General features: G+C 54.7%; 17 protein-coding genes. 12 read left to right on the top strand and 5 right to left on the bottom strand.

The window, feature by feature from the left end; genetic code table 11:
- Nucleotides 1–73 precede the first annotated feature (73 nt).
- Together K1718_RS16665 and K1718_RS16660 are read right to left on the bottom strand one after the other, a co-directional pair.
- A complete protein-coding gene (locus K1718_RS16665; RefSeq protein ID WP_152502024.1) occupies nt 74–1,357 on the bottom strand; it encodes a type VI secretion system protein TssA in 1,284 nt (427 codons plus the stop codon).
- 79 nt (nt 1,358–1,436) lie between these two features.
- Complete coding sequence (locus K1718_RS16660) at nt 1,437–2,132, bottom strand: OmpA family protein (protein WP_209006597.1); 696 nt, start codon at nt 2,130–2,132, stop codon at nt 1,437–1,439.
- A 423-nt stretch (nt 2,133–2,555) separates the two neighbouring features.
- On the opposite strand from K1718_RS16660, the gene K1718_RS16655 reads away from it, so the two are divergent.
- From K1718_RS16655 to K1718_RS16605, 11 genes are all read left to right on the top strand, one after another.
- On the top strand, nt 2,556–4,349 hold the full coding sequence (locus tag K1718_RS16655; protein ID WP_265681494.1) for a type VI secretion system Vgr family protein: 1,794 nt from the start codon (nt 2,556–2,558) through the stop codon (nt 4,347–4,349).
- 42 nt (nt 4,350–4,391) lie between these two features.
- Complete coding sequence (locus K1718_RS16650) at nt 4,392–4,982, top strand: DUF6931 family protein (protein WP_265681495.1); 591 nt, start codon at nt 4,392–4,394, stop codon at nt 4,980–4,982.
- Between the two features lie 24 nt (nt 4,983–5,006).
- Entirely contained in the window at nt 5,007–6,761 is a 1,755-nt protein-coding gene (gene tagH / locus K1718_RS16645) for a type VI secretion system-associated FHA domain protein TagH (RefSeq protein ID WP_265681496.1), read from the top strand.
- 68 nt (nt 6,762–6,829) lie between these two features.
- Nucleotides 6,830–8,164, top strand: a complete 1,335-nt coding sequence (tssK, locus tag K1718_RS16640; protein WP_152502019.1) for a type VI secretion system baseplate subunit TssK — start codon at nt 6,830–6,832, stop codon at nt 8,162–8,164.
- On the top strand, nt 8,164–9,774 hold the full coding sequence (gene icmH / locus K1718_RS16635) for a type IVB secretion system protein IcmH/DotU (protein WP_152502018.1): 1,611 nt from the start codon (nt 8,164–8,166) through the stop codon (nt 9,772–9,774). Before tssK ends, icmH begins: the two co-directional genes overlap by 1 nt.
- Before the next feature lie 33 nt (nt 9,775–9,807).
- Nucleotides 9,808–13,461: a type VI secretion system membrane subunit TssM gene (gene tssM, locus K1718_RS16630; protein WP_265681497.1), complete on the top strand. Its 3,654-nt coding sequence runs from the start codon at nt 9,808–9,810 to the stop codon at nt 13,459–13,461.
- Between the two features lie 4 nt (nt 13,462–13,465).
- Nucleotides 13,466–14,143: a type VI secretion system-associated protein TagF gene (tagF, locus tag K1718_RS16625; protein WP_265681498.1), complete on the top strand. Its 678-nt coding sequence runs from the start codon at nt 13,466–13,468 to the stop codon at nt 14,141–14,143.
- Nucleotides 14,140–14,889: a PP2C family protein-serine/threonine phosphatase gene (locus K1718_RS16620; protein ID WP_173006040.1), complete on the top strand. Its 750-nt coding sequence runs from the start codon at nt 14,140–14,142 to the stop codon at nt 14,887–14,889. Before tagF ends, K1718_RS16620 begins: the two co-directional genes overlap by 4 nt.
- A gap of 13 nt (nt 14,890–14,902) precedes the next feature.
- Nucleotides 14,903–16,810: a serine/threonine-protein kinase gene (locus tag K1718_RS16615; protein WP_265681499.1), complete on the top strand. Its 1,908-nt coding sequence runs from the start codon at nt 14,903–14,905 to the stop codon at nt 16,808–16,810.
- A gap of 30 nt (nt 16,811–16,840) precedes the next feature.
- A complete protein-coding gene (locus K1718_RS16610) occupies nt 16,841–17,263 on the top strand; it encodes an ExbD/TolR family protein (protein ID WP_265681500.1) in 423 nt (140 codons plus the stop codon).
- Nucleotides 17,260–19,056 (top strand): hypothetical protein, encoded by a 1,797-nt coding sequence (locus K1718_RS16605; RefSeq protein ID WP_265681501.1) that lies wholly within the window; start codon nt 17,260–17,262, stop codon nt 19,054–19,056. Before K1718_RS16610 ends, K1718_RS16605 begins: the two co-directional genes overlap by 4 nt.
- Here the strand turns inward: K1718_RS16605 and K1718_RS16600 are convergent.
- Genes K1718_RS16600 through K1718_RS16590 form a run of 3 tightly spaced genes read right to left on the bottom strand, consistent with a single transcriptional unit; the run spans nt 19,048 to nt 20,705 of the window.
- On the bottom strand, nt 19,048–19,719 hold the full coding sequence (locus K1718_RS16600; protein ID WP_152502011.1) for a MotA/TolQ/ExbB proton channel family protein: 672 nt from the start codon (nt 19,717–19,719) through the stop codon (nt 19,048–19,050). The two genes, K1718_RS16605 and K1718_RS16600, sit on opposite strands and share 9 nt — an antisense overlap.
- 35 nt (nt 19,720–19,754) lie before the next feature.
- A complete protein-coding gene (locus K1718_RS16595; protein WP_265681502.1) occupies nt 19,755–20,252 on the bottom strand; it encodes a hypothetical protein in 498 nt (165 codons plus the stop codon).
- Nucleotides 20,253–20,705, bottom strand: coding sequence for a DUF1036 domain-containing protein (locus K1718_RS16590; protein WP_265681503.1), 453 nt, complete (start codon nt 20,703–20,705; stop codon nt 20,253–20,255).
- A 137-nt stretch (nt 20,706–20,842) separates the two neighbouring features.
- Here K1718_RS16590 and K1718_RS16585 point away from each other — a divergent pair, with 137 nt between their 5' ends.
- Nucleotides 20,843–21,268, top strand: coding sequence for an ExbD/TolR family protein (locus K1718_RS16585; RefSeq protein ID WP_265681504.1), 426 nt, complete (start codon nt 20,843–20,845; stop codon nt 21,266–21,268).
- Nucleotides 21,269–21,339 lie beyond the last annotated feature (71 nt).

The raw sequence follows: 21,339 nt of genomic DNA, 5'->3' as shown, positions 1-21,339 counted from the left end.
CCTGTTGGGCTGTTGAGTCAAGGAAGAAGCTGAAAACGTTGGGGTAGTTTCGCCAGATCGATTCGTCTTTCCGTCAATCGTCTTCAGGCCGCAAGAACAGATTGAGCAATCCAGCAAAGGATCCCGCGCTCATATTCTGGGCTTCGTCCAACAACAACGGGATCGGGCTCGTCGGTTCGTGGGACGTATAATATCCCTTGACCGCCGCGATGCCCTTCATCGCGTCGTTCCTGTTTTCAACAACCAGGACAGAAAAATCGTCGATATCGCCCAGATCGTGATCGCTGCCGTCATTCAGATCGACCAGTCGGTCGTTGGAGAGCTGCAACCCGCTTGCTCCAAGAATGAGAGACACTTCGTCAAATCGGCGAGGCATCAGGATCTTCAGCGCATCCAGATAGGATTTGCCAACGAGGCCACGTGCTTCCCGGACAAGAAAAAGGGCAGGGTGAGACGGCTCACGCGATGCAAAATACTCTTCCACAGCATCCAGTATCAGTTTTGCCTGAGCAGCATTCTTAATGTCAGCAGGCCCTGATGACACCTGATCCTGGACAGTGTCTTGCCCATCGGCTTCTTCCGTGTCCTCACTTGCGGCATCTTCAGGAGAAAGTTTTCCGAGGCGAACATTCAACTCGCGACCCATGTCGCGAACAAGCGTGATCAGCTTCTCATAATCCGGAGGACTGGCCTTCGCTTCGCTTTCTTTCAGCTTCTCCGTGCAGGCGTCTGCAATGCCTTGAAGGTCGTCTGGCAGGTCGGCCAGGTCTTTCAGAACTTCGTCAATGACATCCTGTTCCAATTCACCGGATGTAAGCGCGGCGTCGATGGCGCCCAGAGAAATTGTGTGTTCGTCCGCTCTTGCCGTCTCTTCGCCCAGAGCGATCTGAATGGCACGATAGCTGATTGGTCCGCTGCGACGCGTCTTCAATAGCGGAGCGGCCTCAAGTGGAAGTATCACGGTCGGTCGATTGTTGAGCGCTTCGAGTGCACCTAGGCGTTCCATGTGATCGAAGTCCGCGTCGTCAGGATTGACCTGCGACCAATGGTTTTCGACCAGCCTTCGAATGATCCGCACTGCATTTGCAAATACATGAAGTTGTCCGTTGAGCAGACCCAGCTGCGCCATCAGCACCAACAGGCGAAGATCGCGGGACTGCTTCAGAAAGCCGTCCATTTGTTTGAAGAGATCGGTGAATTCAATTTCAGAACGGTCAAACTCGCTAAACCGTTCAGGAAGCATTTCTTCGCAAGAGTCCATGAGCGCGGCAAATGCCGGCTCCGTATCGTAAAGGTCGGGACCACATCCAGCGCCGGGTGATACTTCGGTGCCGTAGACTTCCGGATCAAAATTCATGTGCGCTTCCCGGCCCAGACTTTTTTGTTTTGGTCCGGCCGAATTTTGATCCGGCCGGAAAAAGCTATTCTGCGTGTGCTTATTCGAGAACCAGCTTGCTCTCTACACGACGGTTGGCCGGGTCATTGATATCGGCAACCTTCGGCCGCGATTCGCCATAAGCCACCGTCTTGAGGCGGTTCTGGCTCACTCCGAGTGAAATCAGGAACTGAGTAACGGCTTGCGCCCGATCTTCAGACAGTCGCTGATTATAGGATATGGAGCCGATGCCGTCGGTGTGGCCTTCGATGACAAACTTTGCACCTTCCAAATCGGCAACATTTATGCCCTTGGCAAATTCACGCAGGTTGGCCTTCGCGGAATTGCTCAAACGCGCAGAGGCGTATTCAAAGGAAACAAGCAGATTGAATGCGTCATCGATTGCTTGGGTTTCCGGATCAACGACCAGCGTTTCTGCTGTTTCTGTTTCTGCGGATCCTTCAGGCGACACCGCAACCTGACCACCGCCTTCATTGGAAGCGTTGGGATTGCATTCGTCACGCGTGCCGATGCATAGCGCGCGCGTTGCGCCAGTCGGTTTCAAAGAACGGGTTTTCAGCTGCTTGAAGTGTTTGCTGACTTCTTCAGCGGAATAGGTCGGGTCTTGCGCAGCGGCCGGTTCGAACCCGCCTGGTAGTGTGATTATGGCAAGTGCGAGAACACCTGCACATAAGGAATGTCTCAAGCTGTTTTGCAGAGGCGCATGTCTCAGCGGTTGGTTGGTCTTCGGGGTCACGATTTCAATCCTCCCTTGTGGAGTGTTCGAATACAGTTTCGAAATGGGCTTCGAATGGCATCGTGCCTTAACTTAAAGAATATGAGTGTGGCGAAAGTCACTAAAGTGCGGTTTGATGTCAGTATGTCTTTTTATCGTGATTTATCAAGAGCAGAGGTGAACTCTAAGCGTATTGAGCCGCATAAATAATAGTGATGAACCCCACCTAAGTTAGTAGACAATTGGGTAAGCCAGTCTAAAACGTTTGGGAACGTGGGGCGCTGTTTTTTGTATTTGCAACAATTGTGTTGTTGAGCACATTATTTTCGGCCGAAACGCCATAGTTATCTGAAGAACGGTGGCTCTACTGCTGCCTTAGTCAGGAACTTCTGTATTTCGAAGGAGAACTTCGTGGCCCAGGGACAACTAAAACAAGCGAATCGTATGGCCGAATTGAAATCGGTCTTCGGTCAAGACGAGCTTTCCGTTGTTACCGTTGAGTGCGATGAAGGCCTGAGCGATGATTTTGTAATCCGCCTGGAAGTGGTCAGCCAACAGGAAGATCTGGATTTCGACCAAGCCATTGCCACGCATATGACAGTCAAGGTGGTTACCAACAATGGCGACACGCGCCATTTTGACGGACTTCTGACCGATGCCAAGTGGCTTGGTCATCGCGATTCATATTATCGCTACAGGCTGACGTTGCGTCCTTGGTTCTGGCTTTTGACGAAAAATGCCAATTGCAGGATTTTCAAGGATAAGTCAGCACCCGACATCATTTCAGAAGTGCTTGGTGAACACGATTTTGCTGATCACCGCAAAAACCTGACCGAAAGCTACGAACCCATCCACTACTGCGTACAGTACCGGGAATCGGATTACGATTTCTGTTGTCGCCTGATGGAAGAGTTCGGCATTTCCTATTTCTTCGAACACGAAGACGGAAAACACACCATGGTTTTGGCTGACGCGAAATCGTCCTACAGCCCGATCACAGGTGACAGCAATATACCGTTCATACCGCTCGGCGGGGACAGCCAGCGAGACAAGGAACACCTTTACCACTGGGTTCCGAGCCGTCGCTTTCGCACCGGCAAATTTGCCATGAACGACTATGATTTTGAAAAACCGAGTGCGTCGCTCGAAGCGGATCGCGATGCGGGGTCATCTTATAGAGCTGGGTCGCTTGAAAGTTATGACTATCCCGGTCGGTACACAGAGAAGGACAAAGGTGGCACCTTCAGCAACATTCGTCTGGAGGCCGAACAAGCAGCAGACAAACGTATTGAAACGGCTGGAGAAGTTCCGCGCCTGTTTGCAGGCGGGTTGTTCACTTTGCAAGACCATCCCCACGGTCCGCAAAACCGCGAATATCTGGTCATCAGGGCCAGTCACCAGATCATCACCGAACAGTATCGCTCGGGCGGCGGTGGCGCTCAAGGTGAAGCCTATACAGGTACCTATGATGTGCTATCGACAGATATTCCTTTCCGTACTCCGGCAATTACACCGAAACCGCGTATCCCCGGACCACAAACCGCGAAGGTCGTGGGACAGGGCGAAATCGATGTCGATGAGTACGGTCAGATCATGGTCGAGTTTCACTGGGACCGTGACAAGACGCAGTCAAGGCGCGTGCGTGTCGCTCAGGTCTGGTCCGGCAAGAATTGGGGTGGCATCTACATTCCGCGCGTAGACCAGGAAGTGATCGTGCAATTCCTGGAAGGCGATCCAGACCAGCCGATCGTTATCGGAACGGTCTACAACGCCGACAACATGCCCCCATATTCCTTGCCTGGCGAAAAGAACAAGGCCGGTATCAAGTCCGACTCGACGATGGGGGGAGGTGGCTACAACGAGTTTGTGCTCGATGATTCCAAAGGACAGGAAGAAATCGGCATTCATGCGCAAAAAGACATGAACACCGTCATCGAGAACAATGAAACCCTTCATGTGAAGAACTGCCGTGACACCAAGATTGATGTCAACAGAACCGAAAAAGTCGGCATGAACACGACTGAAGAAATCGGAATGGTCTGGAAGGCGAAAGCCGGCATGATGATCGAGTTCGAAGTCGGTGCGAGCAAGATCACGATGACCCCGGCTATGATCAACATCAAGTCTCCAATGATCAATATCGAGGCTGATGCGATGTTGAACGCTAAAGGCACTTTGACCACCGTCACCGGAAGCGCATTCTTGACGCTGAAAGGTGGACTTGTTCTGATCAATTAATGCCGTTGAGCGCACGACGGAAACAGAAACGGAGTTGGGTTGATGGGATCTCGTATCCGCTTCACGAAAGCCAAGCAGGTGTTTGAAACATATCCAGAATTGTCCGATAATGTTGTCGAACCAACATCGGATGTTGCACCTCAAGATTATGTGCGTGCGTTGCAGGAAGGCGAAAGCCCGCTCACCTCAATCTGTTATTTCGCGCACGCTTTGCCGAAAAGAGAGTCCGTCTGGTGGGGAATGAAATGTGTTTCTGGCCTTGGTGCTGTCAAGACCGACACCGACAGGCACATATTGGAACTATGCGAACACTGGGTACGCGAGGGCGATGAAGAAGCCCGGTCAGCGGTCCAAGCAGCAGCGGAAGCTGCAAAGCCTGACAGTGCCGCAGTATGGATCGGAATGGCAGCTGGATGGTCCGGTGGATCGTTGTCGCCAAATCCCGATCACCGGGTTGATATGCCGGCTGATCTGACGGCCAAAGCCGTCAATGCGGGCATCATGATCGCGATGGGGCATGTCGAGCCGCCGAATCGCGATAATGCTCTCGATACCTGCATTTCTGCGGGACTGTCGTTTGCCGAAGGTGGGTCGATGCCAACAGTCAGCCTGCGCGAACCGGCAGCATTGTAAACTGAATTGGAAGGTCCGGTGGGCATGCGTATCACGCTGCAGATTGAGAATGTTGATCGGCTGGAAACCGGAGGGCAGGTATCCTATAGCTGCGCCGACCGGGGTTTCGATATTGGCCGACACGAACATCTTGATTGGAGCCTGCCTGATCCTCAACGTGTCATTTCCGGAAGACACTGCGAAGTACGATATGAGGGCGGGCAATTTGTTCTCTATGACGTCTCAACAAATGGAACGTTTTTGAACGGCAGCCCAAACCGTATGGACAAGGAACATGTCCTGCGTCCTGGCGACAAGGTGATGATTGGCGACTACATTATCGTTGTGTCGCTCGATGCTGACCAAAGTCTTGGCAGCCCGGCAAGTGTTTCACCAAATCCAGCCCCTCCGCAATGGCAAGCTCCGCAGCCTGCAGCTCCTGCAATGCCTGACCCGGCATGGCCCTCAGCACCGCCTGCACATCAGCAAGCACCTTATCCTGTCGAGCAGCAAGGTGGTCCGTGGGCGTCCGGTCCCCCAGGCATGGAAGGACGGCATGCTCCCCCATCTTCTGCGCCAGGCATAGGCACACCCGCTGATGACGTTTGGAGCCAACAGGGGCACGGTTGGGGAAGCGCTGACCCGTCTCTCTATGATCCACAGGCGAGAGCTCCTGAACCAGAGCAGGTGCGGCCTGCTTTGGCTGATCCCATGGAACACCTGGCGGATCAACCGCATCTCAACAGACCGGAAATGGCCGTTGCCACTCCGGCCTTTCCGCAACAGGAAGAGCCACAACAGGATCTCGGCAGCTCGCCTTTTCCTGCCCTGAGTGACGGACCGGCTGGAGCAGCAGAAGAAAAACCGCTTTTCAATATGCCGGACCTCGGTGCAGCTGATGTGGAGGTTGAAACCCCTCAGGCACCACCTCCGCCTCAACCTGAACCTGTGGCAATTGCGGACAGCCCAAGCGTTTCTGAAGCTGAGCCTGAACCCCAAACAGATGCACCTTTTCCGGAAGCCCCGGATTGGGCTGCCGCGCAAATCGTCGAAAAAGCCGGCAATGCTGCAGAGGCAGCGCCCGAGACACTTCCGGAAGCCCAAAAAGTTGAAACGGCTGTTACTCCGGTTGAACATCCGAACGAGCCTGTTGTCGAACCTACCGTTGAAACATCTTCGCCCAAGGCAATTTCTGAAGTTTCAGTCGATTTCATCAAGGCATTTGCAGAAGGTGCAGGTATTCCCGAAGGTGTTCTGGAAGGCAGGGATCAGGAAGAATTTGCGCGAGAGCTCGGTGTCATCATGCAAGGCATAACGAGCGACCTGATGGGGCTGCTGCAGGCACGCAGTCAGGTTAAAGCCATGACACGCAATGCCAACCGAACCCTGATCAGTCGCAGCGGCAACAACGCATTGAAGTTTTCGCCGACGCCTCAGATGGCCTTGCAGACTATGCTGTCTCAAGGCGCTGAGGATAACGGGTATTTGCCGATGGATCGTGCGATGACCGCGGCGTTCAAGGACATTCAAAAACACCATGTCTGGACCTATGCCGCGATGCAAAAAGCTGCGGCGCGATTTGATGAAACGCTATCGCCCAATGCCATCGAGGCAGAAGGCCAGGTGGCCAAGAGTACCTTTGGCAATCAAAAAGCAAAGCTCTGGGAGCGCATGCAGGAGCGCTGGACTTCCTTGTCCGGTGCTTACGACGATGGTTTGGTCGGCGTGTTCACTCAGTATTTCACTGAGAGTTACGAAGAGCTGACAAGTGAAGATCCGGAACAAAATTCCGGAATGTAATTGAATTGAATTTTTGCATTGCGTTCAATGTCTTTGAACGCTGAAAGAGTTAAGGGAGCAGAGCCTTAATGTCGTGGTATAGCAAGGTTGCATGGACCGAAGGCTTGTTTTTGCGGCCGCACCACCTTCAGCAGAGCGACCGTTATGGCGAGCACCTGCTCGATGAACGGGTTCGCTTGGCGTCTCCTTATCCCTGGGGCTTCTCGGAAATTGAAATTGACCAGGATGTCGGCCAGCAATGCCGCTTCGCACTTAGGTATGGGCGCGGAATTTTCCCGGACGGCACGGTTTTCAACTTTCCAGCCGATGGAACACCGCCGCCGGCAATCGATGTGCCGGAAGATGCGGCGGGGCAGATCGTCTGGCTCGGAATCCCCGAGACCACAGTCAACGCGGTCGAGGTTGCGAGTGGTCGTGACGATGCCGCCACACGCTATATTCAGGGGCGTGAGACCATCATCGATTCCACATCTGCAATTCGGCAGGAGGAGGAGATCGATGTTGCGCACCCAAGGTTGATGTACTCGATCAGATCCACGCCTCATCCGGGACACGTTTGTTTGCCGGTTGCCCGGATCACAGAGATCAAGGATCGCATCGTCATCACTGACGGGACATTTGCACCGCCCGTGCTGGCCTGTCATGTGCACCCCGCAGTTACGGGCTGGATCGATTCAGTGATTGGTTGGGTTGAGCGCAAGTTGAGCGAATTGGCGCGCTATGCGGCAGACACTTCGGCCGGTGGCGGATTGCAAAACTTTGATTACCTGACCTTGCAGATGCTGAACAGGATCCATCCGATGCTGATGCATCTGCGCAAATCTGCCTATATCCATCCAGAGCGCCTTTATTCGGAGTTTCTGCAAATCGCCGGCGAACTGGCGACCTTCGCGACGGAGGAACGCCGAGCACGCAATTATCCTGTTTACGACCACGACAAGCTGCATGAGATCTTCAAGCCGGTGATGTCCGACATCCAGGCTTTCTTGTCGGCAGGGTACGATCGCCGTGCGATCAGGCTTCCTCTGGAACAACTGGCGCCCAATGCCTTCAAGTCGACGATTGTCGATCGCAATTTGTTTTCACAAGCAAGCTTTGTCATCGAGGTGGCTGCCCGTCGTCCGCTTACCGAGATCCAGAACGAGTTCCCGAAACTGTTCAAGGTCGGCCCGTTCGGCCAGATGCGGCAGATTGTTTATTCCAACTTGCCGGGCATCCCGTTGATTCACATGCCGGTTCCACCTGCACAGATTCGGGCGTTGACTGATCGGGTTTATTTCAGGCTCGACAAGACAACGCCACTTTGGCGCGAGTTCAGTCAGGATTCGGCAGTCGGTCTGCAATTCTCGGGCAATTGGCCTGATTTGCAGCTTGAGTTCTACGCTATTCGGGAGGGCCGCTGATGTCGGATAACGACGATCCCTTTGGCGTTTCCAAACGCAAGGGAAAAACCATAGTTCGGCCCAATCCCGGCGGACGATGGAGCGAGACCCAGCAAGGCAGCCCGCCTGGGCAGCCGGGCCAGCCCCCTCAAGCGCCGCCAGGCCAGGTTCCACCGCAGGCCCCGCCGCCACAAGCGCGTCCGGGCGGGGCTCCGGATCCGTGGCAAGGAGGTCAAGGTTCCGGGCCGGACCCTTATGCGCCGACACCGACCGGCTATGAATACGGTCAGCAACAAGCCCCGGACCTCCGGACACCACCACCTCAGCAACCCCAGCATCCGGTGCCACCGCAACAGCCTGCGCCACCGCCAGCTGGAACCCCTGCGCCCGGAGCAGGGCAGCTGGAACACACTCCAGATATCAATGAGATCCGGGTCGCCAACCGCAATCCGATTTCAAGGGCTGCAGCCCCTCTGCTTCTGCTACTGGGGCGCTTGCATCTGACCATGACGGATGCCCAGTTCGATGCTTTGATGCGCGATGTCTACAACTCTATCAAAACATTCGAAAAAGACCTCAGAAACGCAGGCATAACGGACGACCAGATCCAGTCCGCAGCTTACGCCTTATGCGCGACATCCGACGACATCGTCCAAAACCTTCCCTCTGCCGGACGACATCAATGGACGCAATACTCCATGCTGACCCAGTTTTTCGGGCAGGCGACCGGCGGTGTCGAGTTTTTTCAACTGCTTGAAAAGGCAAAGCAGGATCCAGGACGCAACTACGGCGTTCTGGAGGTCATGCATTCGTGTTTGTCTCTTGGTTTTTACGGAAAGTATCGAGCCATCCAGGGCGGTCAACAGGGACTTGAGCGCGAACGCCGGGATCTGCATGAAATCTTGCGGCGGGTAAGGCCTCGACCCGGTGACGACCTGTCTCCACACTGGCGCGGGCTGGAACTGCTCCAAAGGCGCACAGGTTTTTCCATCCCGATCTGGTCAGTTGCGGCCGTTGCAGGCGCGTTGCTGCTCGGCGGATATGTGACGCTCATGCTGCTATTGGCGAGTGGCAGCGAAGTCATTGCAAGTCGCGCAACAGCGCTTTACCCCACAGGTCCTGTCGAACTCGCTCGCGAGGGCTATCAGCCGAAACCTCCACCAGCACCTGAGCCCCCGGCAGATGCCACGATAGACACGGTCTCCGAACAGCTGGCTGGTTTGGAAGGCGTCGAAATTCAGCAGGCAGGCCCTGCGATCATGTTGCGTATGCGTGCTCAGTTTGATGTGGCAGCTGCCACGTTGCGACCCGAGTTTCAGTTGCTGGTCGAACAGGTCGGTCAGACCTTGGATGGCGTCGACGGCGAGATTCTCGTTGTCGGGCACACGGACAGTGATCCTATCCGCAACAATCCGAGGTTTCCGACCAATTGGCACCTTTCAGTGGAACGCGCCAAATCGGTTGCCGCAGTGATGCAATCCATTTTGCAGCAGCCCGATAGGGTGGCGGTGGAAGGGCGCGGTGCAGATGAACCGATCGCACCCAATACAAGCCGTGACGGCAAGGCCCTCAACCGCAGGGTGGAAGTTTTCTTGAAACCGCCGACCAAAGGTCTGGTGATCAACAATTAGTTTCCGGGGCAACCGAATAACAAGGCTGTATAAATGAAATTCTGGCTCGGTATTACGGCAATATTTATAGGCATTCTTGCCTTGATCGCCCTGATCTGGTTTGGCGGCCCGTTTTTGGCGATCGCAGGCGTTCGCCCGTTCGAACCACTTTGGGTGCGGCTGCTGCTGGCTTCTATCATCTTGCTGACAATCGGCGGCTGGCAGGTTTACCGGATCTACAAACGCATTGCGGCCAATCGCGCGCTTGAGCAGGAAATTCTGCAACCCAAAGCAAGTGACGAAGACATCCAGATCATGTCTGAGCGCATGAAGGATGCCCTGAAGACGCTCAAGACGGCCAGTGGCAACACGCGCACGTATCTTTACGACTTGCCCTGGTACTTGATGATCGGGCCACCAGGCTCAGGCAAAACCACAGCTTTGATGCATTCTGGCCTGAAATTCGCAAATTCTCGCGGCAAGGGCGAAGCGCAGAAGCTCGAAGGACTGGGGGGAACTCGCTACTGCGACTGGTGGTTCGCCGAAAATGCCGTGCTGATCGATACCGCCGGGCGATACACAACACAGGATTCCGACGAAGAGCACGATCGGGACGCCTGGTTGGGATTCCTCAAGATCCTGCGAAAAGCCCGCCCGCGGCAGCCGGTCAATGGCGTGATGGTGTCGATCAGTTTGGAAGACTTGATGACGCTATCCGAAGCGGAGCTCAAGCTTCACACGGACGCGATCAGAACCCGTCTGATCGAGCTTTATAAGACGCTGAAAATCGACTTTCCGGTCTATGTGATCTTCACCAAGGCCGATACCGTTGCGGGTTTCATGGAGTTCTTTGGCTCTTATCCGGAAAGCCGGCGCAACCTTGTCTGGGGTGCAACATTCCAGACACGGGAAAAGAACAAGAACATGGTCGCCGAAACACCAGCGGAGTTCGATCTATTGATCGAGCGTTTGAACGAGGAAATGGCGGACCGCCTGCAGGAAGAACCTGATCCGCGTGCTCGCCTGATGCTTTATGGCTTTCCAACCCAGGTTGCCGCGCTCAAAGACCGGATTACCGGCTTCCTCAATGCCATTTTCGAGCCGAGCCGGTATTATCCAAACGCTGTCCTCCGAGGTTTCTATTTTACATCCGGCACCCAGACCGGCACCGCGATTGACCGGGTGATTGGCTCTATGAACCAGGCATTCGGCACGGCTTATCAGCAGGCTGCTCTGTCGGGTCAGGGCAAAAGCTATTTCCTGCGAGACTTGCTGACGAAGGTCATCATTGGCGAGGCAGGCTGGGTTACGCACAACCGACAAGTGGTGCGATGGGCAACAGCCACCAGGATTGCGGCTTATTCTGTGATCGTGCTGGCAACGCTTGGACTCGGCAGCATCTGGACCATAAGCTATTTCAACAACAGGGCTCTCATCGATGAGACAGCCAAGGCGGTCGCAGCTGTGCGCGCTGAAGGTGAGGGGGTCCTGGAACAACGTATCGTGCGCGATGATAGCCTGCGCGACACAGCGTATATCCTCTCTCTCTTGCGTGGATTGCCGGCTGGTTACGATACCCGCAATGACCCGACACCGATGATGGAAAAGTTCGGTCTCAGTCAGCGCGAGAGGCTTCAGGCTGCAGGTATCACTTCCTATCGCAGCGGATTGGAAAGGCTGCTCCGCCCGCGTCTGTTGCTGCGAATTGAAGAACAAATGACCGATGTCCTGGACAACCGCACGGCTCCAGGTGGTGAAGCCATCGATCAGCTATACAATCTTGCCAAGCTCTATCGAATGGTGGCGGGAGATGCGCCTGAAATTGACAAGGACCAGATCAAAAACTCCTTCCGTGCGGACTTCCTGCAAAGTTTCCCTGGACCGCAAGGCGAAGTTCTGCGCAACGAGCTAAATACTCACGTCACCGCGATGTTGGATCTGGATTTCGGTGGCAACGTCATGACGGACCAGCTCGACGGTGTGCTGGTGGCCGAAGTGCAACGTGAACTGGCGCGGGTCAGTCTCGCTGAACGGGGATATGCATTGTTGAAGTCGCGCGCCAAAGGACTGGCCAGCGACAACTGGATTGCCGAACAGCGTGGCGGACCGGATATGGTGACGGTGTTCGAGACCGTCAACGGAGACACTCTGGACACTGTCGTCGTCGACAAATTTTACACGTACCCTGGTTTCCATCTGTCCGTATTGCCGAACCTTGCCGGCATTCGGGAAGAACTGGAGCGAGACAAGTGGGTGTTTGGCGACATTGGCGAGGCCAATGCCTTTTCCGACCAGTATCAGTCGCTGCCCAGCGAGATCCTTGGGCTCTATACCAAAGACTTCATCGAAGCCTGGGAAGAAGCTCTGGGGAACCTCAAGTTCAAATCTATGAGGGCTGACAAGCCGCTCTATACGACTTTGCAGGCGGTTTCCGCGCCAACGTCCCCTGTTGTCCAGCTTCTGGAAAGCATCCGAAACGAAACGTTGCTGACACAAGACCTGTCCAGTCCAACTCTTGCAGGTGCGGTTGCCGACGGCAGCGCTGCAAATGCAGGAGCAGAAGCTGCGCAAAAAGTGTTCCAGCGTTACGTGTTCGACGCTGCTGGCGGACTGAAACGCATCGGTATTGAGGCGGGTCTGAAGGTTCTGGCTCCCGGTGGCATTGCAGATGCCGTAGGAGGGACAGGTGGCAACAGTGGGCCGACCATCATTCCGGGCAAGGCTATAGAAGACCATTTCCGGCCGTATCATGTGCTCATAGAAGGCGAAAACAGCCGCAAGATCGATGCCTTGTTGCTGAACTTCAAAAACATTCTGGACAATCTCCTGGTCGTTGCCAACAACCCGCTTCAAAGTGAAACCGCGAATTCAAATGTCCAGATCCAGGCTTCACTCCTTAGAAGCAATGCTACGCGCTTCCCCAATCCGTTTGATCAGTTGATCCTGCAGTCGGCCAAGGAATTCGATGAGGAATTCAAGGAAACGTCGATTACCCAACTGAATGAAAAACTGAAGTCGCAAGTCGTTGAACAGTGCCGACAGATCGTTGGCAGAAACTATCCGTTCTCCAATGGCCGCTCTGAAGTGCCCATGACGGAGTTTGCAAAGCTGTTTTCACCGGCCGGCATCATGCAGCGATTTTTCGATGAAAATCTGAAGCCACTGGTAGACACCTCTTCAAGGCCTTGGAACTGGAAGCCGGAAGTCTCGCAGGCAGACCGGCTTTCCAATGCGACGCTGCGCCAATTCGAACGGGCAGATCTTATCAAGCAGGCCTTTTTCCCGACAGGCAACGCGTTCCCTTCAGTTGGTCTTCAGGTTGTTCCACGGGCATTGTCGCAACAGGCCGATGCTGCCAGCCTGGAGGTAAATGGCAACCTTGTGCTGGTCACACGTGGCCCGGGATTCAATGCGGATATTGAGCCATTGCCGGCGAGCTTCGATTGGCCGAGCAATACGGCGACCCCACGCGTTGTGCTGGTGATCCAGCCTGAGGTGCCGGGATATCGTTCACGTCAGGAAATCCACGGTGATTGGGCATTTTACCGCTTTGTCAGAGCCAATCGGGTGAGCTCGGGCCAGAACAAGTTTGTCATTCGGAAAACACTCGGCGGTCGTCAGGTCGCCTTTACCGTGACACTGCGTTCCAAACCCAATCCGTTCTTTTTGTCTGCGGTCGGCGACTTCAGCTGCCCCACGAGCTTCTGAGCGCATGGGGGCCGGGTATTTTGGAAAACTGGCGGCACGGGCGGATTTTGTTGTTGCGAATTGTCCAGCTGGTTTCATGAGATTGTGGGAGCCCTTTCTCATGAAGGGGCTGGCGCAGTCACGGCTGGATTTAAAAGAAGCCTGGGAGGAGGCCTATATGACCATGCCGGTCTGGCGGTTCTGGTTGACGCCGGCTCAGAGCGACAGCGACCTTGGCGCTGCCGTTGCCGGTGCATTCATGCCGAGCATCGACAAGGTTGGGCGCGAATTCCCGCTTACAGTGGCCGCGTCGGCCGAATCTGGTTTGGGAGGACCTCCCTCCTCAGGTTGGTATGACAAGGCCGAGGACGTTCTTCTAGAGACATTGGAAGAAGATGCGACGCTTGAGGCCTTTCAATCTGGCGTCAAAAGGCTCGATGCGCCCGACGGTCTGAACGGCGTGTTCCGTGAAACGGACCAAGTTGCACTTGATGCAGCACCGGGCACGGGAGAACATCTGATCTCGCAGTTTCGCTGCCAGGCTGGAGATCGGCCGATAGAGTTCAGCTGTCAGGGACTGCCGGACGCGAGTGCGTTTCAATGGCTCATATTGCCGGAGCAGCACAAGATAGGCGGAGGAGACGAGGAAGAAGAGGTGGGAGGAAATCATGGGCGATACCATCCGGAGGATCATCGAACATGACCGAAAAAACACAAGGAGCCCTTAGAAGCTTCGCGGTCGGACAGACACATGTAGGACGGGTGCGGGAGGAAAACGAGGACGCGTATCTGGTTGACGAAGGCAAAGGTGTCTTCGCCGTAATGGACGGGGCCGGGGGCATGCACTGTGGTGCAATGGCATCTGGTCTGGTGAAGGAGGCGCTCACAAGCATTACACCCCCGCGCAGCGCCGAGGACCTTCTTGAACAATTTGAAGGCCGGCTGATTGTCGCAAAGGACAGAATAGAGCGCGCCTCAGCCAAAGCTGACGGTGCAGCAATGGGGACGACGATTGTCGCTTTGTTGACGTATGCGGGCGCATTTGCCTGTCTTTGGGCCGGTGACAGCCGTGTCTATCGATTTCGTGGCGGAATGCTGGAGCAACTGACGACAGATCACACTGAGGCGCAGGAGCTCGTCGACCAGAACGTTCTGACCGAAGAAGAGGCTCGAAACTTTTCGCGGCGACATGTGATTACGCGAGCAATTGGGTCTGGCCTTGAACTGGAATTGGAACTGGTGTCTGGAAATCTGAGACCCGGTGATCGTTTTCTGCTTTGTTCCGACGGCTTGACCGGTCATCTGGACGATGCGGTGATCAAGACGATGCTGATGAACGGTGCGCCTGACATGACGGCACGAAGTCTGATCAATGGTGCACTTGAGGGCGGCGGAAGCGACAACGTGACCGTCGTAATCGTGGATTTTGACCGCAACGTAGCGGTTTGAGGAGCAGCTGCTGATGAACCCGGCCGACAATTTGCTGCCGCAAGGAACGCGTCTCAACAATCTCTATGAGATTGAGGAGCACATTGCCGACGGGGGTATCGGAACGGTCTATCGCGCACGCGACGTGGAAAGTGGCGACCCCGTCGCGATCAAAGTCCTGCTGGCAAGCTTTTCCCGGGACACGATGATTGTCGACCTCTTCAAGCGGGAAGCCAAAATCCTCCGGAATCTCAAGCACGACGCTTTGACGCAATACTATGTCTTCGCCAAAGAGCCGACTTTGGGCGTTTACTACCTGGCCATGGAGTTTGTCAGTGGCCCCTCGTTGCACTCGCGCCTGGAATCCGGGCCGCTAGAGCCTGAAGCGGTTTACAGACTTGTCCAGCGGCTGGCTTCTGCACTGCAGGCGGTTCACGACAAGGAAGTCATTCACCGCGATCTGTCTCCCGACAATATTATTCTGCAAAACAGTGATGTCGGGCAGGCCAAGATAATCGACTTCGGTATTTCACGCGCCAATACGGGAGGACCGACAATCATTGGCGACGGCTTTGCCGGAAAGGTCAATTATGTCTCGCCGGAACAGGTCGGCATATTCGACGGCAAGGTCACAGCTCGAAGCGATATCTATTCCCTCGGCCTTGTGATTGCAGAAGCCTTGACGGGCAAGCAGATTGACATGGGGGGTACGCAGGCGCAGATCGTTGAGAAGCGACGGATTGTGCCTTCGCTGGACGGCATCGACAATCGTTTCCGTCCGCTGCTTGAAGCAATGCTGCAGCCCGACCCGGCGAACCGTCCTGCCAGCATGGCTGAGATCGCCGATTGGACGCTCGGAGCACCTCTGGGCCGCCAGATGCCAGACAAGACGGTGATCAGGACATCGTCACCGCCGCCGGAACAGTCCGCACTTGATTACGAAGCACCGCCCGCCAATTGGGGACGGCGTATTCTTGTCGCTCTTTCACTGCTTGGTTTTGCCGGACTTGGAGCAGGCGGCGTCTATTTTATTGTTGGTCAGTCAGTGCCTGATCAGGATCAAAAACCTGTTCTGGTTGCTCCGCCACGAGACAATGCACCTGAAGCGCCAACACAGCCGACGGACCTGACGCCAGATGATGGATCGTCAGGCGAATCCTCTGGCAAGGAGACGTCGTCAACTACAGATGACGCGAAAAATACGGTTCCGGACATTCCGATACCTGACAACCAGGATCAACGTCCCCCGGTAAATGGCAATGAAACTGATATCAATGTGCCACCTCCGATCACGCCGCAACAGGATCAATCTCAAGAGGCTTTGAAACCCGAGGACAGAATTCGAAATTTTGTCAGCAGTTATCAGGCTGGCGATTGCATGTATCTCCAGCCCGTCGAGATTGCGAGCCGGTCGGCAGAAATTGAAGGTTTTGCCTCACGGACCCCGCCGTTTATCGCTTTTGACAGCGATTTCACGCAGTCTCAGGGGTTTGAGGCCAAGATTCAGGTTAACCTGGTCAGCGATGATCAGTGTCCGGCCGTGGCATTCCTCAGAGGCACACCTGAGGGGAACGCCAAGACAGAACTTCATCTCGACATGCAGCGCACCGTCATTCCGAACGGAAGCAATATGGCTGGCCGAATTTCCGGTTATGATCCGACAACCGGGGAGCTCGGCTTGCTCTATGTTGGCAGCAAGGGAGAAGTCGTGAACCTGTCACCATTCCTTCAGACCGACAATGGCGGTGCGGGATTTGTAGTTCCACTGAGCTTGAAAAGCGCTGTGGAAGAAACTGGCCTGGTGATCGCCATGGTTGGACCTGACGTCGCGCAGTCACTTTCAAACCGATCGGAGAAACAGGCGTCGGCCTTTTTTGACAACCTCATGCAGGAAGTTGCGGTCTTGCGTGCAACGGCTACGACCGTCAAGGTGGTTCCATAAAGGACCGTCGCCGATGAGTGTGAATTTGTAGTGAAGCGCTATACGAAACCGATACATCTTCAAGAGCTGATCCCACAGCGGAGAGCTGATGCTTCGCTGGCGCTTATCAATGTTGTTTTTCTGTTGTTGTTGTTTTTGCTGGTCGCGGGAACACTTCGTCCACCTTTGCCGGATGACTTTCAATGGGCAGAAACCGTCAGTGACGAAGGGAGCGGAAGCATTCAAGGCAGTCTTGCTCTCGATAAATCGGGCGAGATTTGGCTTGATGGCAACAGGTTGGGGGCAGACGAGCTCGCGGCCTTTCTCAAGAGCAGTGCTGACGTATCCGATAAACTGACCCTTCAGGTTGATCGACGCACCAAAATGGGAGATCTGACAGCGCTTGCCGAGGATCTCAAGGCAGGTGGGATTCGAAAGATAACGCTTGTCACCATCGAGGCGGATGGCACGTGACAACGGTCCTCTACAATCAGGATGGACACTGGGGCATCCCTGGCTATATCTGGCCGGCTGTATTGGGAACGTCGTTAGCTGCACATGTTTCAATTGTTCTGTTTGGGCTGGAGGATTTCTCCTGGAAAGTTCAGGAACCGGCGGTTCCACCTGAAGCGGAAATCGTGCTTGAAAGCGGTGGTCTGGAATTTGAGGCAATATCCGCTGTCGCAACAGCTCCAAAGGAGATGATCGCACCTGACAACGTCTCGGTCGTCAAAGCGACGGAACCTTCGCAACCCATACTTCAACAACCGTCCTCGATTGTTTCTCAGCCGATTGAAAGTACAGCTCTCCAACCAGTGCAAACGCCGACTGTGCAGGTCTCCAGTTTACCGGCCACCCCGCTTGCCATGGTTGACGCGAGCGGTGCGATGGTTGTTGAGGCTGAGGAAAAAAGTGCAACTGAAAGTGATCCGCTGCCGCTCAACCGGACCGAACCGACATCGGTGGAAACAGTTGATCCCAGTGTTGGCGAGGCTTCAACCACAGTTCCTTCGACCGTGACCGAAGCTGCACAGGTAGCGCCCCCGACTAGCACCGTGGCATCGCTCGCACCTGTTGCAGCAACGGCCGTGATTACACCAACTAGTGCACCACCACCCGCGAGTTCAGGATCAAACGCAGCCACGGTCAATTCTGCACCTGTTACCGAACCGACAAGTATCGTTAGTCCTGTGACGGCGAGTTCTGTTTCGACTGAGATCGATGGTGTTGTCGCCTCCGATGAGCCTTTAGTTGAAGTGGCGGTGCCCGTCACGGCTGTTACGCCCTCTCAAAGCGAGAACGATGCGTTCGCCGTCACATCTGTTGAAGCAGCTTCAACGCAAACTGTGTCACCTCTGGTGCCTTCGCCCCAAGGGGGGGCTGTAAGCAACACCGTTGAACCCAGTTCGGTCACAGTAGCGACGCCCACGACCTCAGTTCAAACGGTGCAACCGGCGGAGCAACAACTCGCGGCCATTCGTCCTTCGGAGACGGAGCTTTCAGCAATTTCACCAAGCGAACCTCAACAGTCAGCCATATCCGCATCGCCGCAGTCCTCAGACCCAACACCGAATGTTCCGCCCGTTGAACTTGCGAGCATCGATCCACTGGCAAAGGTCACGAACTATGTCGCTGGCTATGATGCCGGAGAGTGCGCACATCTTTCGGTGATGTCTGCAGGAACGGACACGGCATCAGTAACTGCCTTCGGAGCAGGCATCGCACCATTTGCGGTTTTCGACCAGAGTTTCGCGGCAAGCCAGGGCTATGAGGCCAATATCGAATTGCGGCTCGTGACACGGCCCCAATGTGCTCTGCTGGATGCCATCGGGTTTTCTAACGGTATTGAGGCGGCAGGTTTGGTTGAGCTTGAAAGGACCGTCGTCAAAAGCGGATCCAGTGTTTCCGGGCTCATCCAACGCGATTTGCCGATTGAACGGATCGCCGCGGCTGAAACAGCTGGACTGGAGTTGAACGGTAAGGGACCGCCGGAAATCTATCTGATTGACGACGCCGGAAGCATTCATGACGGCCGTGAGTTCGTCTTACCAGCATCGAACGCCGTGACGGCAGGCGGATGGCGATTTGCCATTCCTGTAACGCTGATCTCAAGGGTCGAAGAAGAAACGGCCCTTTTGCTGGCGATCTGGAACCGCCCCAAAGATCGGCAACCACGCCGCTTCAGCAAACTCGGGGCAAACAGGATTGCCGAGGTGCTTGAAGCACCAGGGGTTTATTCGCTGTCAGCGTTCAAAGTTCTACGTTGAAGCAACGGTCGAAGAGCTGCCAGCGGTAAAAACACCGGTCAAAAGCACTTCAAGAGCTGCTCGTTCTTTTTCCAACCGGGTCTCGAACCATGTCACCGCAACAGAGACTGGTATGGCCACCGCGAGCCCACAAGCGGTCGTCAACAGAGCCACCCAAATTCCGCCGGCAAGTGTTGCCGGATTTGCTGCAGCGCCGGATTCCTGCAGCGTTTGAAAGGTATCGATCATACCGAGAACCGTGCCGAACAGTCCCAGCAGCGGCGCAATCTGCGTGACGAGATCGAGCGCTTTCAGCCAGCTGGCCAGTGCGAAAAGGCGGTCCGCAGCACGCGCCGAAATCTCCTCCCGCAATCGTTCCTCACGAATGTCTCGTTCTTGTGACGAGAGCGGCTGCTGGTCCAGCATCTGAATGGCATCCATTGCATTGCGCACCAAGGCGGCTGAAAGCGAGCGGTCCTTGATAAGGTTCTGAGCAGCCGTATTTCGCTCGCCGGTCCGCCACTGGGTCACTGCTTGGCGAACCAGTCCGTGCCGGCCGACGCGCGCACTGGCAAACTGAAACACTTTGGCCAGAATCACAGCAAGTGCGGCGATCGAAATGACAAGCAGTATGAGGACTACCGGTCCGCCCAGCTCCAAAAGAGAAGAAAATGTATCACCCATAAATTGGTCGGGTCCCGTTGTCGGCAGACAATCGCTTAGTCACCGAATTGAATCTCGGTGCGGTTTTTCAAATCCAGTAAATCCGGACAATAAACATCTGAAATGGCCGGCGGTACGCAGTTCAGAACGTCGTTTATATGCAGCCTGGAGAGGCTGTCACAGGCTTTACCTGCAAGATCGAATTGAAGAACTTTAGTCTTCCCGGCTGAAATACGAGTGAAATCAAGGCGCAGAAATTGATCGACAAGGCCATCCTTATTGAAGGCGACCATTTCCAAGCCAAGCTGGTTCATTGGTCTTTCCAGGCCATTTGTCGCGATAATGGAAAGGCGGCACCCACCATCCGCTGTCGGCTGCGTGTGGTTGAGTTCCAGACCGATCTTTCCGCCGGTGTCCTGTGCCAGGACAGGGTTTGCGAAAGCAATTCCTAACAGAGCCAGCATGGCAGTCCGAACAATTTTTTGCATATACACCCCCCAAAATAATGCACCGGTGAAACCGCCTGATCGGAACCCAGTAAAGTGAGATCTCATTCAGTCATAAGACAGCAGGACGGTCCAGTCTTCAGCTCCTCCGGTTTCAATCTGAAAAAAGTCTGCTTCGATTAAACCGCGTTGCCAGCATTGGTCACCATCATACACAACGAATTTTTCTTCACGAATGCAAAGAGTAATGTCGCCGACAAGTCTGCCTTCACCGAATCCATCTGCCACATGAAGAAAGTACCCGGCGCTTTTAAGCGGTTCCTGCAGAACCTGGCTGCAGGCATTCGAGGTGATCGTCCACCAGCCTTCCGTTCTAATGCCTTCATCGGTTTCATAGCCGATCGCAACATTCACAAGGTCGACAGAGCCATTGCACACCCTCAAACCTGCTTCCGCCTTCTGAGGCAGAGCAAAGCACGCCAGACAGGCAAACACGCCGAGCAGAGTGTATTTGCGAAAGATGTCTCTATCGCTAAGTTCTGTGTTTTGTGCTTGCGACATCAAGCGGTTACCTAATTTCTTGCTTCCCAGCACAACGCTAAGGAAATGCGTGATCCGGGTCAAATCAGGGATTAGGATTGTACATCTTAAAAGAATACGAGACATTGGTGCCCAAAGTGCCAACGAAGCTAATATAGATGCTGTCCATTCAGACGCCGCTTGCAAAACGCAGGCGCATTCCTCTAACGCCATTGATCGACGTGATCTTTATCTTGATCATGTTCTTCCTGTTGTCCTCCACTTTCGGTGTCTGGCGACCGCTCGATGTTGGTATTGGCAGCGAGCCGGCAGAAAAGACAAACGATCAGCAGATAAACGACGGTGCTCCTTCTGTTTTAATTCAGATCGGGCAGGGCGATGGAGTAGAAGGATCAACCATTGTCGTCAATGGAAGCACGTTGAAACTGGAGGAGCTGTCGGGCGAATTGAACCGCTTGGCAGGGCTTGGCGCGGATAGCGCTATTCTGCTTCCTGCAAAAGGCACCGAATTTCAGAGTGTGATTGAGATACTCGATGAGGCCCGCACATCCAATCTCAAGCGGATCAGCCTTAAACTGAACTGAGGCAGGCCTTGCGACACCGAGTCTTTCACGAAAAAAGCCCGGCCTTTTGAGCCGGGCTTTTTTGTCTTGGA

The organism is Roseibium porphyridii, from assembly GCF_026191725.2.
Lineage (GTDB): Bacteria > Pseudomonadota > Alphaproteobacteria > Rhizobiales > Stappiaceae > Roseibium > Roseibium porphyridii.
This window is presented reverse-complemented; position numbering and strand designations above follow the sequence as displayed.